The 11,977-nt window shown below is 70.9% G+C and carries 15 protein-coding genes; 9 read left to right on the top strand and 6 right to left on the bottom strand.

All coding sequences use genetic code 11. The features are described from left to right. Window positions 1-4 precede the first annotated feature (4 nt). Complete coding sequence (locus H587_RS0107245; RefSeq protein ID WP_034608777.1) at window positions 5-1,000, top strand: methyltransferase; 996 nt, start codon at window positions 5-7, stop codon at window positions 998-1,000. Here H587_RS0107245 and H587_RS17665 read toward each other — a convergent pair. Further along, a complete protein-coding gene (locus H587_RS17665; protein ID WP_051202517.1) occupies window positions 997-2,490 on the bottom strand; it encodes an MltF family protein in 1,494 nt (497 codons plus the stop codon). The genes H587_RS0107245 and H587_RS17665 overlap by 4 nt on opposite strands. 138 nt (window positions 2,491-2,628) lie before the next feature. Between H587_RS17665 and purN the strand changes: the two genes are divergently transcribed. Genes purN through H587_RS0107220 form a run of 4 tightly spaced genes read left to right on the top strand, consistent with a single transcriptional unit; the run spans window position 2,629 to window position 5,601 of the window. Further along, window positions 2,629-3,309, top strand: a complete 681-nt coding sequence (gene purN, locus H587_RS0107235) for a phosphoribosylglycinamide formyltransferase (protein WP_027175702.1) — start codon at window positions 2,629-2,631, stop codon at window positions 3,307-3,309. A 9-nt stretch (window positions 3,310-3,318) separates the two neighbouring features. Next, the gene (locus H587_RS17660) at window positions 3,319-4,620 is read left to right on the top strand and encodes an MFS transporter (protein WP_051202516.1); all 1,302 of its coding nucleotides are present in this window, start codon (window positions 3,319-3,321) and stop codon (window positions 4,618-4,620) included. A 29-nt stretch (window positions 4,621-4,649) separates the two neighbouring features. Further along, on the top strand, window positions 4,650-5,210 hold the full coding sequence (gene amrA / locus H587_RS0107225; protein ID WP_027175701.1) for an AmmeMemoRadiSam system protein A: 561 nt from the start codon (window positions 4,650-4,652) through the stop codon (window positions 5,208-5,210). Between the two features lie 34 nt (window positions 5,211-5,244). Continuing rightward, window positions 5,245-5,601 carry a PilZ domain-containing protein gene (locus H587_RS0107220; protein ID WP_027175700.1) on the top strand — a complete coding sequence of 119 codons (357 nt, stop codon included), beginning with the start codon at window positions 5,245-5,247 and terminating at the stop codon, window positions 5,599-5,601. A 3-nt stretch (window positions 5,602-5,604) separates the two neighbouring features. Here H587_RS0107220 and H587_RS0107215 read toward each other — a convergent pair whose 3' ends face one another. After that, window positions 5,605-5,862, bottom strand: a complete 258-nt coding sequence (locus H587_RS0107215; protein ID WP_027175699.1) for a cysteine-rich small domain-containing protein — start codon at window positions 5,860-5,862, stop codon at window positions 5,605-5,607. 102 nt (window positions 5,863-5,964) lie between these two features. Here H587_RS0107215 and H587_RS0107210 point away from each other — a divergent pair, with 102 nt between their 5' ends. Then, window positions 5,965-6,222, top strand: a complete 258-nt coding sequence (locus tag H587_RS0107210; protein ID WP_027175698.1) for a hypothetical protein — start codon at window positions 5,965-5,967, stop codon at window positions 6,220-6,222. Here the strand turns inward: H587_RS0107210 and H587_RS0107205 are convergent, their stop codons facing one another. From H587_RS0107205 to bioA, 4 genes are read right to left on the bottom strand one after another with little or no spacing between them, the layout of a single operon-like run. Then, complete coding sequence (locus H587_RS0107205; protein ID WP_027175697.1) at window positions 6,223-6,621, bottom strand: secondary thiamine-phosphate synthase enzyme YjbQ; 399 nt, start codon at window positions 6,619-6,621, stop codon at window positions 6,223-6,225. A gap of 2 nt (window positions 6,622-6,623) precedes the next feature. After that, window positions 6,624-7,376 (bottom strand): precorrin-4 C(11)-methyltransferase, encoded by a 753-nt coding sequence (gene cobM, locus H587_RS0107200; RefSeq protein WP_027175696.1) that lies wholly within the window; start codon window positions 7,374-7,376, stop codon window positions 6,624-6,626. Window positions 7,377-7,428: 52 nt separating this feature from the next. Next, a complete protein-coding gene (gene bioD, locus H587_RS0107195) occupies window positions 7,429-8,043 on the bottom strand; it encodes a dethiobiotin synthase (RefSeq protein WP_027175695.1) in 615 nt (204 codons plus the stop codon). Continuing rightward, window positions 8,040-9,389 carry an adenosylmethionine--8-amino-7-oxononanoate transaminase gene (gene bioA, locus H587_RS17655; protein WP_034608774.1) on the bottom strand — a complete coding sequence of 450 codons (1,350 nt, stop codon included), beginning with the start codon at window positions 9,387-9,389 and terminating at the stop codon, window positions 8,040-8,042. Before bioA ends, bioD begins: the two co-directional genes overlap by 4 nt. A gap of 70 nt (window positions 9,390-9,459) precedes the next feature. On the opposite strand from bioA, the gene H587_RS0107185 reads away from it, so the two are divergent. From H587_RS0107185 to H587_RS0107175, 3 genes are read left to right on the top strand one after another with little or no spacing between them, the layout of a single operon-like run. Continuing rightward, entirely contained in the window at window positions 9,460-10,644 is a 1,185-nt protein-coding gene (locus tag H587_RS0107185) for an aminotransferase class I/II-fold pyridoxal phosphate-dependent enzyme (protein ID WP_027175694.1), read from the top strand. Then, on the top strand, window positions 10,635-11,234 hold the full coding sequence (locus H587_RS20820) for a hypothetical protein (protein WP_027175693.1): 600 nt from the start codon (window positions 10,635-10,637) through the stop codon (window positions 11,232-11,234). The genes H587_RS0107185 and H587_RS20820 overlap by 10 nt, the downstream gene beginning before the upstream one ends. After that, window positions 11,227-11,976, top strand: a complete 750-nt coding sequence (locus tag H587_RS0107175) for a methyltransferase domain-containing protein (RefSeq protein WP_027175692.1) — start codon at window positions 11,227-11,229, stop codon at window positions 11,974-11,976. The genes H587_RS20820 and H587_RS0107175 overlap by 8 nt, the downstream gene beginning before the upstream one ends. Window position 11,977: the final 1 nt, after the last annotated feature.

The following is an 11,977-nucleotide window of genomic DNA, read 5'->3' as shown; positions in this document are numbered from 1 at the left end:
GATCATGTCCAGGCCCGAGATTGGCGGCGAGAGGGATATCCAGGAGATCGCCAAGGCCTTCCAGGAGAGCCGGGTGCTGCTCTCGGCCTTCGAACTGGGAGTCTTCACGGCCCTGGGCCTGGAGGGGCTGGGCTCGGAGGAGGCGGCCGAGCGCCTGGGCGCGGACCCGCGCGGCCTGGACCGCCTGCTGAACGCCCTGGCCGCCCTGGGCTTCGTGCGCAAGGACGGCGGACTGTTCCGCAACACCGAGGCCGCCGAGACCTTCCTCAACGCCAGGAGCCCGCGCTACCTTTCGGGTCTGGCGCACACCGCCAACGTCTACAAGAGCTGGGCCACGCTCACCGACGCCGTGCGCCGCGGCGGCCGCGTCACCGAGCGGCCCTCGGCCGATTCGGCCGACACCCGCTCCTTCATCGAGGCCATGCACCGCCGGGCCAAGGATGACGCCGGGGCCCTGGCCGCGCTCCTGGACCTCTCCGGGGTGCGCCGCGTCCTGGACCTGGGCGGCGGCTCCGGGGCCTACAGCATGGCCTTCTGCCGGGCCGAGCCCGGGCTCACGGCCGTGGTCCTGGACCTGCCCCATGTGACCCCGCTCACGCGGCGCTACGTGGCGGCCGAGGGACTCTCCGAGCGCATCGGCACCCAGAACGGCGACTACCACGACGCCGATTTCGGCCAAGGCTACGACCTGGTCTTCCTCTCGGCCATCGCGCACATCAATTCCGCCGCGGAAAATAAGCGTCTGGTGGCCCGCGCGGCCCGGGCCCTGAATCCGGGCGGCCGGGTGGCCGTGCAGGACTTCATCATGGACGACGACCGCACCACGCCGCTGCACGGGGCCCTGTTCGCCCTGAACATGCTCGTGAACACCGAGCGCGGGGACACCTACACGGAATCCGAGGTGCGGGGCTGGATGGAGGACGCCGGGCTCACGGACGTGTTGCGCCTGGACGGCCGGGACAAGGCCTCCCTGGTGGTGGGGCGGCTGGCGGAGCGCTAGGAACGGATCGCGCCCCCGGCCGATGGCGTCGTCCGCTCCTTGCTCTTCATGGTTTCGTCACGGCGTGTGATGATCTCGGCCGAGAGCCGGTAGGCGATGAAGTAGTTGTTGATGTTGCGCACGTAGTTCACGGTCTCCAGCCCCACCACGCGCAAGGCCTCGCGCTCCACGCTCCCGAACCAGACGTTGGGGTCGAGCCCGTCCTCGGCGGCCATCTCGCGCAGCCGCTTCACCCGGTTCGGCCCGGCGTTGTAAGCCGCCAGGGCGAAGTGGAAGCGGTTTTCCGGGGTCATGGCCTCGTCGTCGAACTGGCCGCGCAGCAGGTTCATGTACTTGATGCCCGCGTGGATGTTGTTCTCCGCCGGGCGGATGTCGTCGAAGCCCAGGCCCCGGCCCGTGGAGGGCAAAAGCTGCATGATCCCCACCGCGCCCGAGGGGCTGACCGCCGTGTTGTCCAGGCGCGACTCCTGGAATGCCTGGGCCAGGGCCTGGAGCCAGTCGAAGCCGTAGGTCCGGGCGTAGGCCTGGAAGTGCTTCATGAAGGCGCGGCCCTCGCGGCCCACGAAGGGGTTGGACAACCAGCGCGTGTCTTGGTGGTAGGCCGCGAATCGGGATTCGAGCGCCTTCCGGTCGCGAAGCATGTCCGCGATGGCCGCGTTCAGGCTCGCCAGGAGCAGGGGATTGGTCTTGCGCACGGCCCAGGCGGCCTTGCCCCCGGCGGTCAGGGGAAAGGCCTCGTTGATCACCAGCCCGGGCAGGATCCGGGACCAGAGCGCGGCCTGGTGGTCGTCGCAGACCACGCTGTCGATGATCCCGGCGGAGAGCATCTCCAGGAGGTTGGCCGAGCCCAGGGTATGTTCGGCCTCCACGATCTTCACGGGCGGGACGCCGTGGCGCGAGAACAGGAGGTTCAGGGCCCGGAGGTGCTCCACGTGGCTCGAACCGCTCACCACGTGGACCTCGCGGCCGCCGAAGTCCTCCATGCGCGTCAGGCGCGGCGCGCCCTTGCGCGTGACCAGAACCTCGCGCACGTCGGTGAGCAGGGGCGCGGTGAAGGCCACCAGCTTCTCCCTTTCCGGGGTCACGGTCAGGGTGTGGGCGATGACGTCGCCGCGTCCGGCCAGCAGGGCCGGAATGGCGTCGTCCAGGAGCACGGGGACGTAGGTCACGTCCACCCGCAGCTCACGTTTTTTGCGCCCGACGTTGAGCTTCTTGCGGTATATTTGGCCCAGCTCGTACATGAAACCCCGGGGCTGGCCCGTGGCGTCGATGAAGAAGTTGGCCCGGTCGCTGATGACCAGGGCGCGCACGCGGTGGTTGTCCAGCATCTCCGGCAGGTCGCCGGTCCAGATGTCCAGGAGGCTCTGGGCCCGGGCGTGCTCCATGCGCGCGTCCCGGCCGTCGTCGCCGGGCTGGGCCGCGATGCTGGGCGCGACTGTTCCCAGGGCGGCCAGGATCAGGAGGACGAGGAGGCGGAGCGGCGTCGGCATGGTGCGGCACCTTATCGCACCGTTCCCGCCCCTGCCAATCCCTTTCGCTTTCTTGACGCGGGCCGGATTCCGGGCTATTATTTTCAAGTCGCCTGAATTCCAGCATTTCTTGCGCAGCCCGCGCTTCAAGGAGTCCCCATGCCCCTGTCCCTCGCCGTGCTCGTCTCCGGAGGCGGCTCCAACCTGCAGGCCCTCATCGACCGCATCGAGCAGGGCGTCCTGGACGCCGAGATCAAGCTGGTGGTCGCCAACAAGCCCGACGCCTACGGCCTGATCCGGGCGCGCAAGAACGGCATCCCCACCAAGGTCGTGGTCCACTCGGACTTTCCCTCGCGCGGGGACTTCGACCGCGAGGTTCTGCGGGCCATCGAGGCGCATCAGGCCGAGGCCGTGATCCTGGCCGGGTTCATGCGCATCCTCTCCCCGGGCTTCGTGCAGGCCTTTCATCGCCGCATGCTGAACATCCACCCCGCGCTTCTGCCGAGCTTTCCCGGGGCTCACGGCCAGCGCGACGCCGCTGACTACGGCGTGCGCATCTCCGGCTGCACCGTGCATTTCGTGGACGAGATCATGGACCACGGCCCGGTGGTCATCCAGGCCGCCGTTCCAGCCGAGCCGGGCGAGGGCGGCGACGCCCTGGCCGCGCGCATCCTGAAGCTGGAACACCGCATCTTTCCCCAGGCCGTGCAGTGGCTGGCCGAGGGACGCCTGATCACGGAGGATCGCCACGTGCGGCTGACCCCCGCCAAGCGGCCCCCGGCGGACCTCTCGGATCTGGGGGTCTGCCTCGTGAATCCGCCCCTGGAGCAGGGCTTCTAGGGGCCTCCCGTGAGCGCGGCGCGCCCCGTCCGTCCGCTGGCCGGGCTCCTGGCCTGGGCCTTCTACGACTGGGCCAACAGCGCCTTCTCCACGCTCATCGAGACCTTCGTCTTCGCGGCCTACTTCGCCCGCTCCGTGGCCGAGAACGAGACCCTGGGCACGGCCCAGTGGGGCGAGATGCTGGCCGTGTCCGGGCTGGTCATCGGCCTGGGCGGGCCGCTCCTGGGCGCGGTGGCCGACCACCGGGGCCGCCGCAAACCCTGGATCGGAGCCTTCACGCTCCTGGCCGTGGTCTGCACGGCCCTGCTCTGGTTCATCAAGCCCGACCCGGCCTGCGTCCCGGCCGCGCTCATCCTGGTGGGCCTGGCCACCGTGGGCATGGAGTGCGGGGTGGTCTTCGCCAACGCCATGCTGCCTTCGCTCTGCCCGCCGGAACGCCTGGGCCGCTGGTCCGGCTGGGGCTGGGCCGTGGGCTACGTGGGTGGCCTGCTCTGCCTCGCCATCGGGCTCTACGGCCTGGTCACGGCCGATCCCTGGCTGCCCCTGCCGCGCGGGGAGGCCGAGCATGTCCGGGCCACGGCCCTGCTCACCGCGCTTTGGTTCGGCCTGTTCTCTCTGCCGCTCTTTCTCCTGGCCCGCGACGAGCCGGACACCGGCATGCCCCTGGGGCGCGCCGTGCTGGCCGGGCTGGCCCAGATCCGCGACTCCCTGCGCCAGGCCCGGCGCTACCGCGACATCGGCCGCTTCCTTCTGGCGCGGATGCTCTACAACGACGGCCTGACGACCATGTTCGCCTTCGGCGGCATCTACGCCGCCGGAACCTTCGGCATGGGCCCGGAGGAGATCCTGCTCTACGGCATCGGCCTGAACGTCACCGCCGGGCTCGGCGCGGCGGCCTTCGCCGTGCTGGACGACCGTCTGGGGCCCAAGAAGGTCATCGTCTGGTCCCTCTGGGGCCTCATGCTGCCCGGCGCGCTCATGCTCGTGGTCACCTCCAAGTCCCTGTTCTGGGTCTTCGGCCTGATCCTCGGCCTGTTCGTGGGTCCGGCCCAGGCCAGCAGTCGCACCTGGCTGGCGCGCATGGCCCCGGAGGAGGTCCGCAACCAGATGTTCGGGCTCTTCGCGCTCTCGGGCAAGATCACGGCCTTCATCGGCCCGCTCCTGGTGGGCTGGCTGACCTTGGCCTCGGGCTCCCAGCGCGTGGGCCTGGGCGCGGTGATCCTGCTTTTCGCCGCCGGGCTTCTGCTCCTGCGCGCGGTGCCCCCGGCCGCGCCCGGCGCGGACTTTGCCAAGACCTCCCGGGCCGGATAAAATAGAGACATGGGCACAAGGAGGCCGTGATGACCGAAGCCTTCCACTTCACCCTCACGGACGAGGAAAAGATTTACCTCAAGGATCTGGTGCGCCTGTCCATCGCCTCCCGGCTGACCCCGGGCCACGGCCCAGACGATCCGCCCGCGCCGCCCACGGACAAGCTGCGCGAGCGCCTGGGGGCCTTCGTGACCCTGAGCCTGGACGGGCGGCTGCGCGGCTGCATCGGCCACATCCAGGGCGCGGGCCCGCTGTTCCGCACGGTCTGGGACATGGCCCAGGCGGCGGCCTTCCAGGATCCGCGCTTTCCGCCGCTGACCGCCGGGGAGTTCGCCCGGCTGGAGGTCGAGATCTCCATCCTCTCGCCCCTCACGCCCTGCCCGGACCCGGAACTGGTGGAAGTGGGCCGCCACGGCCTGCTCATGCGCCGGGGCTACCAGTCAGGGCTGCTCCTGCCCCAGGTGCCGGTGGAGTGGGGCTGGGACCGGCTGAAGTTCCTGGGCCAGACCTGCCTCAAGGCCGGGCTCCCGGCCGACGCCTGGAAGGCCGAGGGCACGGACATCTTCTGGTTCGAGGCGGAAGTCTTCTGATTCCGGGGCGCGACCCCGGCCGGGAGGAGGCCCCATGAGCACGTCCGGCGGTCGTCGCGCGGAGCGCCGTCGCAAGCCGCGTCTGCCCGCGGACGGCCGCCTGCGCTGCGACCTGCTCCTGGCGGGCGGACGCCACCGCTTCGCCGTGGACGACCTCTCCCGCGCGGGCATGAAGGTCCGCTCCGAGGACGCCTCGCTCTACGGCCGCGTGGACGTGGGCCAGGCCGTGACCGTGCTGGCCGTGGGCAACGGGCTGAACGCCCTGGAGGAAGAGCGCTTCGGCGAGATCGTCTGGACCGGGCTGGTGGGCGGCCGCTTCCTGGCCGGAATCCGCTTCGTGGATATCCTGGCCGAGATGGACCTCCTCCTGCCCTACCTCTCCGAGCAGTAGTTCCTAGTCCGCGCGCTTCCGGCAGACCAGCCGGAGTTTTTCCACGATGCGTCCGTAGTTTTCGGGCCGGTGCGGCAGCATGCAGGGCGTGCAGTCCTTCACGCCCGCCGGGGTGAGCCGGAAGTCGCCGCCGCAGTCCGGGCCCAGGCAGTAGAGCGGGCAGTAGCAGAACAGGCAGTTGAAGTTCCCGGGATCGTCGGTTTCATGGCAGGGGAAGTAGGCGCAGGCCTCGTTGCGGAAGAACTTGTGGCTGTTCTGCATGGAGAAATGTCCGTGTGGCGCGGATTCCCGGCCGGTCGCCCGGGACTGGCCCGGAATTTGCTTTTTAGGTCGCGAACCTCAGGCATCAGGGAGGATGCGACCATGAACGAGAGAATAGCCAAGCGCCGCATGGAAGACAAGGCCGCCCGCTACGCCGCCAAGGGCATGGGCTACCGCGAGGCGCTGCGCCGCGCGGGCCGTGATCTGCTCACCGAGGCCGGACGCGACATGGACACCGCCGAGTGCTTCCGCCTGAAGACCTGGGTGGACGGCCTGCGCGGCCGCATGGAGCAGGCCCAGTCCCGCCCGGGCGTCGAGCCGCCGTTGCAGGCCTGGGACAAGGTCCGCCGACTCTTCTGATCAGGCTCCCGGCAGCCACTGGGCCCAGAGTTCGCGCCGCCTGGGCCCGTCGAATTCGCAGAAGAAGACCTTCTGCCACGTGCCGAGCATGAGCGTTCCGTCCTGCACCAGGACGAGCAGCGAGGGCCCCAGGAGGCTCGTCTTCACGTGGGCGTCGCTGTTGCCCTCGGCGTGGCGGTAGTCGCCCTCGCGCGGAGCCAGGGTCCGCAGCCGGGCGAGCACGTCGCGCTCCACGTCCGGGTCCGCGCCTTCGTTGACCGTCAGCGCTCCCGTGGTGTGCGGGCAGAACAGGGCCAGGGCCCCGCTGATCCAGCCCCGCATCCGCACGAGTTCGCGCAGTTCTCCAGTGATGTCCAGGAAATCTTCCCGCGCCGCGCTTTTCAGGGACAGCCGTTCCATGCTCACCCCCGGTACATGTGGCGGAAGCCGCCGTCGTAGAGTTTCGAGCGCGCGCCGCGCGCGCCGTTGCCCGGCAGGACCAGGAACACGGCCTGGCGCGTGAATCCGGCCTCGTCGGCGGCCTCGGCCAGCTGGTCCAGGCTGGTCTCCCGCACCGAGCCGTCCGGCCAGCCCACGCGGTGGCCGATGACCACCGGCGTGTCCGGGGGCAACCCCCCGGCCAGCAGTTCTCGCCGCACCCCCGCGACGTCCCCGGCCGAAAGATAGATCGCCAGGGCCGAGCCGTGGCGGGCCAATTCGCGCAGGGCCTCGGCCTCGGGCACGGGCGTGCGCCCGGCCAGGCGCGTGACCATCAGGGTCTGCGTGCCGTCCGGCACGGTGAAGGCCACGCGCGCGGCGGCCGCCGTGGCGAAGGCCGCCGTGACCCCGGGCACCACCTCCCAGTCCACGCCCTCGCGGTCCAGGAGTTCCGTCTGTTCGCGCACCGCGCCGTAGAGCGAGGGGTCGCCGGTATGCACCCGGGCCACCAGTCCTCCGGCTCGAACGCAGTCCATGACCAGGGCGTGCTGTTCCTCCAAGGTCAGGGGGGCGGAGTCCATGACCCGGGCCCCGTCCTTGGCCTCGGCCACCGTCGCCGGGGGCACCAGGGAGCCCGCGTAGAGCACCAGGTCGGCCATGCCGATGAGCCGCGCGGCCTTGAGCGTGAGCAGTTCCGGGTCGCCCGGACCCGCGCCGATGAAGAAGACCTGCGTCATGTCGCGCCTCCGGCGGGTTTCTCGAGGAAATACGACCGGAAGCGCCGGGGTGTCAACAAAACGGCGGTTCGCTCGTGAGTCCCGTGGCGTCGTAGGTGAACAGCGGCAGGCCGGGCATGGTGCGGCGCAGGAAGTCGCGGTTCAGGGCGGCCTTGCGGGCGTCGGCGCTGAAGTGCTCGTTCAGGCCCACGGCGGCCAGCTGCAGGCCGGTGCTGCGCATGAAGTGCAGGGAGAGCAGGAGGTGGTTCAGCCCTCCCACGCGGTTGGGCGCGGCCAGGACCACCGGCATGTTCAGGGCCCGGGCCAGGTCGTGCATGGCCCGGGCGTCGTCCAGCGGGGCCAGCAGGCCGCCCGCGCCCTCCACCAGGAGCACGTCGGAGGGGGGCTCGGCCGCCACGGCGTCCAGGATCTCCTCGAAGGGGAAGGGGTCGAAGCAGAAGTTCGGTGACACGGGCTCGGGCGCGGAGAAGAGCAGGCGCGCGGCCTCCGGGCCCAGGCCCGAGATGCGGCGCACCGTGGCCGCGTCGTCGTCCGGCGGGTGTCCGGTCTGCATGGGCTTGATGTAGCGCACGCTCTTGCCGAGGCCCAGCAAGTGTTTGGCCAGGAGGCCCGCCAGCACGGTCTTGCCCGCGTCGGTGTCCGTGCCGGAGACGAACAGGCGGATCATCTCGCCTCTCCTTCGGGCAGCACCTCCCCCAGGGCGGCCCGGGCGTCGCGGGTCAGCCGGTCGATCTCCTCCTCGGTGATGACGTAGGGCGGCATGAAGTAGAGGATGTCGCCCAGGTTGCGCCAGAGCAGGCCGCGCTTGAACCCGGCGCGGGAGATGTGGAGGCCCGTGCGGTTCGCGGCGGGCAGGGGGGCCTTCGTGGCCCGGTCGGCCACCAGCTCCACGGCCGTGACGAATCCCAGGGAACGCACCTCGCCCACGTTGGGATGCCCGCCGAAGCGTTCGCGGACCAGCTCGGCCAGGAGCGCGGCCTTGGGCCGGTTGCGGGCGATGACGTCCTCGTCGCGGAAGATGGCCAGCGTCTCCAGGGCGGCGGCGCAGGCCAGGGGGTTGCCGGTGTAGCTGTGGCTGTGCAGGAAGGCCTTGCGTTCGGCCCAATCGGCGTAGAAGGCCGCGTAGATCTCGTCCGTGGCCAGCACGGCGGACAGGGGCAGGAAGCCGCCGGTGACGCCCTTGGACACGCACATGAGGTCCGGGCTGATCCCGGCCTGCTCGCAGGCGAAGAGGGTGCCCGTGCGGCCGAAGCCCGTGGCGATCTCGTCCAGGATGAGCAGGACGCCGGCCTCGCGCGTGGCCTGACGCAGGCGGCGCAGGTAGGCCGGGGGATAGATGCGGAACCCGCCCGCGCACTGGAGCAGGGGCTCCACGATGACCGCCGCGATCTCGTTTGCATGGCGTTCCAGGGTTTCGCCCATGGCCTGGAAGCAGGGCGCGTCGCAGCCCTCGCGCGCGAGCCCCAAAGGGCAGCGGAAGCAGTCCGGCCCGGCCACGCGCAGGTTGCCTTGGGGCATGATGGCCCCGAACTGCTCGGAATACAGATCCTCGCCGCAGACCGCCAGCGCGCCCAGGGTCTCGCCGTGGTAGCCGTTGTCCAGGTAGGTGAAGCGGAACTTCCCGGCGCGGCCCTGGTTGCGGAAGAAGCCGTGGGCCATCTTCAGCGCCACTTCCACGGCCGAGGAGCCGTTGTCGGCGTAGAAGACGTGTTCGAGGCCCGCCGGAGCCAGGGCGGTCAGGCGCTCGGCCAGCTCCTCGGCCGGGGCGTGGCTGAACCCGGCCAGGATGACCTGCTCCAAGATCTGGGCCTGGCGGGCGATGGCCGAGGCGATGCGCGGATTGGCGTGGCCGAAGAGGTTCACCCACCAGGACGAGACCGCGTCCAGGTAGCGCTTGCCGCCCTCGTCGAAGAGATATATGCCTTGGCCCCTGGCCACCCGGATCACGGGGAAGTCCTCGTGGTCCTTCATCTGGGTGCAGGGATGCCAGAGTGTTCCGGGTTTCGCGGACATGTTCTGCTCCTTTCTCCCGTTGACCGGGGTCCGAACGGTAGATCAATCGCAACAGGCTTTCAAGGCGGGCATGGGAGCATCGTTCTGGCCGGAGTTCTTCCGGCGCGAATTGGCTGGATTGGAACAGCGTGGGCTGCTTCGGCGTGTTCCGGATCTGGACCGGGGCGCGGATCGTTTCGTCACGGCCGGGGGCGGGCGGCTGCTCAACCTGGCCTCCAACAACTATCTCGGCCTGGCCGGTACGCCGGAGATGAAGGAGGCCGCCGTCTGCGCGGTGCGCGAATACGGAACCTCCTCCGGGGCCTCGCGCCTCGTCTCGGGCCAGTATTCCCTGTTGGACCTGCTGGAGAGCGAGGCGGCCGCGCTGAAGGAGACCCAGGACGCTCTGGCGGTGGGCTCGGGCTACGCGGCCAACGTGCTCCTGCTCCAGGCCCTGGGCGGCCGCCACGCGGTGATCTTCTCCGATCGTCTGAACCACGCCAGCATCGTGGACGGCATCCGTCTCTCCGGCTCGGACATGGAGCGCTACCGCCATGCCGACGCCGCGCATCTGGCCGAACTCCTGGAGCGTCATCGCGGCCGCGAACGCAAGATCGTGGTCACGGACACGGTCTTCAGCATGGACGGCGATCTGGCCCCCCTGAAGGAGATCGCCGCGCTCTGCCGTGAGCACGGCGCCCTGCTCGTGCTGGACGAGGCCCACGCCACGGGCGTCTTCGGCCAGGGCCGGGGCCTGGGCTACGAACTCGGGGTGGCGGGCGAGAACGTGCTCTTCATGGGCACCCTGGGCAAGGCCCTGGGCGCGCACGGGGCCTTCATCGCCGGGAGCCGGGAGGCCGTGGACTACCTGCGCAACACCGGCCGAGGCTTCATCTTCTCCACGGCCCTGCCTCCGGCGGCCGTGGGCGCGGCCCTTGCGGGCGTCCGGGCCGTGATCCGCGATCCGTCCCTGGGCTCGAGACTCCTGGACATGGCGGCTGGGCTGCGTGCTTTCCTGGCCGGACTGGATTTCGACACCGGGGCCTCGGCCTGCCAGATCGTGCCCGTAATTCTCGGTCCCAACGAGACCGCACTGCGCGCCCGCGACTTCCTGGCCGGACGCGGCATTCTGGCCCCGGCCGTGCGGCCGCCCACGGTGCCCGCGCACACGGCCCGGCTGCGGCTCTCCCTGCGCGCGGACCTCACGGACGCGGACCTCGAGCTGACCCGCGCGGCCCTGGCCGACCTGCGCGAGGCCATGAGCGCATGGACCTGACCTTCGTTTCCGGCTGGGCCGGATTTGCGGCCCTTTTTCCCAATTTCCCCGGGGGAGCCCGCTTTCTCGCGCCCTTCGCCGGGCTGGACGAGGCTCGAGTCCTGGCGGCCCTGGAACGTGGCGGGGAGGCGCTGCTGGCCTGGTCCACGGGCGCGCACCTCGTGCTCAAGCATCGCGCCCTGGTCCTGCCGCGCTACGAACGCGTGGTTCTGGCCGCGCCGTTCCTGAGCTTCACCGGCTTCACCCCGGCCCGCGTGCTGCGGCTCATGCGTCGGGCCCTGGCCACCGACCCGACCGGGACCGTGGCGGCCTTCCACGCAAAGTGCGGGGCGGCTCCCGTGCCTGTTCCCGGGGACGTCGCCCCGGCGGAGCTGGACGCGGGACTGGCCTTTCTGGCCGAATCCGCCACCGACGCCGCGCCCCGTGTCCCGGCCGACCACGTCCTCGTGCTCCACGGCGCGGACGACGCCATCGTCCCGGCCGAGGCCGTGCGGCGCTGCCTGGAGGCGTTGCCCGGGGCGCGCTTCCTGGCCCTGGAGGGCGGACACTTCGTGCCCCTTTCCGTCTTGCTGGAGGCGGCTGGTGGATAAGGGCGTGCGCCGGGCCTTCGACCGGGCCCGGGACACCTACCGCGAGGCCGCCCGGGTCCAGGCCGAGGTGGCGGTGGAGTGCGCCCGGCTGGCGGGGGACGGCCCCCTGGGTCGGGTGCTGGAGATCGGCGCGGGTTGCGGCCTGCTCACGGAACTGCTGGCCCCGCGCACTGCCGGGCCCTACGTGGCCCTGGACCTTTCCCCGGCCATGCTCGGCGCGCTGCCGGTTCCGGGCGTGCTGCGCCTGGCCGCCGACGGCGAGGCCCCGCCGCTGCGCCCCGGCTCCTTCGACTTCCTGGCCAGCGCCTCGGCCATGCAGTGGTTCGTCCGGCCCGAGGTCGCGCTGCCCGCCTGCCTGGATCTGCTGCGGCCCGGCGGCGGCTTCGTCCTGGCTCTGTTCACCGAGGGCACCCTGGCCGAACCGGCCTGGGCCGCCCGGGTCTCCGGTTTCGGCTCATTCTGGCCCCTGCGTCCGGCCGGGGCCTACGAATCCATGCTGGCGGCCATGCCCGGCGTGCGCTTCCAGACCGAGGTGCGGGAGTACACCCTGCATTTCCCCGCAGCGCGCGAGGCCATGCGCTCCCTGCGCCGCAGCGGCGCGGGCTTCGGCGGCGGCCGCCCCCGGCCGGACAAGGGACGCTATCGGGCCTTTCTGTCGGCCTACGAGGAACGCTACGGCGGAGAGCGCGGCCTGCCGCTGACCTACCGGGCGGTCTTCTTTCGGGGCGTGCTCGGGCGCTGAG

Source organism: Desulfovibrio aminophilus DSM 12254, assembly GCF_000422565.1.
Lineage (GTDB): Bacteria > Desulfobacterota > Desulfovibrionia > Desulfovibrionales > Desulfovibrionaceae > Aminidesulfovibrio > Aminidesulfovibrio aminophilus.
Note: the sequence above shows the minus strand (reverse complement) of the source record. Positions and strands in the feature narration are given on the sequence as shown.

Coding starts and splice junctions, on each gene's coding strand:
- H587_RS0107245 (WP_034608777.1), top strand. CDS start 5: ATGTCCAGGCCCGAGATTGGCGGCGAGAGGGATATCCAGGAGATCGCC.
- purN (WP_027175702.1), top strand. CDS start 2,629: ATGCCCCTGTCCCTCGCCGTGCTCGTCTCCGGAGGCGGCTCCAACCTG.
- bioA (WP_034608774.1), bottom strand. CDS start 9,389: ATGTCCGCGAAACCCGGAACACTCTGGCATCCCTGCACCCAGATGAAG.
- H587_RS17665 (WP_051202517.1), bottom strand. CDS start 2,490: ATGCCGACGCCGCTCCGCCTCCTCGTCCTCCTGATCCTGGCCGCCCTG.
- H587_RS0107210 (WP_027175698.1), top strand. CDS start 5,965: ATGAACGAGAGAATAGCCAAGCGCCGCATGGAAGACAAGGCCGCCCGC.
- bioD (WP_027175695.1), bottom strand. CDS start 8,043: ATGATCCGCCTGTTCGTCTCCGGCACGGACACCGACGCGGGCAAGACC.
- amrA (WP_027175701.1), top strand. CDS start 4,650: ATGACCGAAGCCTTCCACTTCACCCTCACGGACGAGGAAAAGATTTAC.
- cobM (WP_027175696.1), bottom strand. CDS start 7,376: ATGACGCAGGTCTTCTTCATCGGCGCGGGTCCGGGCGACCCGGAACTG.
- H587_RS0107205 (WP_027175697.1), bottom strand. CDS start 6,621: ATGGAACGGCTGTCCCTGAAAAGCGCGGCGCGGGAAGATTTCCTGGAC.
- H587_RS0107185 (WP_027175694.1), top strand. CDS start 9,460: ATGGGAGCATCGTTCTGGCCGGAGTTCTTCCGGCGCGAATTGGCTGGA.
- H587_RS20820 (WP_027175693.1), top strand. CDS start 10,635: ATGGACCTGACCTTCGTTTCCGGCTGGGCCGGATTTGCGGCCCTTTTT.
- H587_RS0107220 (WP_027175700.1), top strand. CDS start 5,245: ATGAGCACGTCCGGCGGTCGTCGCGCGGAGCGCCGTCGCAAGCCGCGT.
- H587_RS0107215 (WP_027175699.1), bottom strand. CDS start 5,862: ATGCAGAACAGCCACAAGTTCTTCCGCAACGAGGCCTGCGCCTACTTC.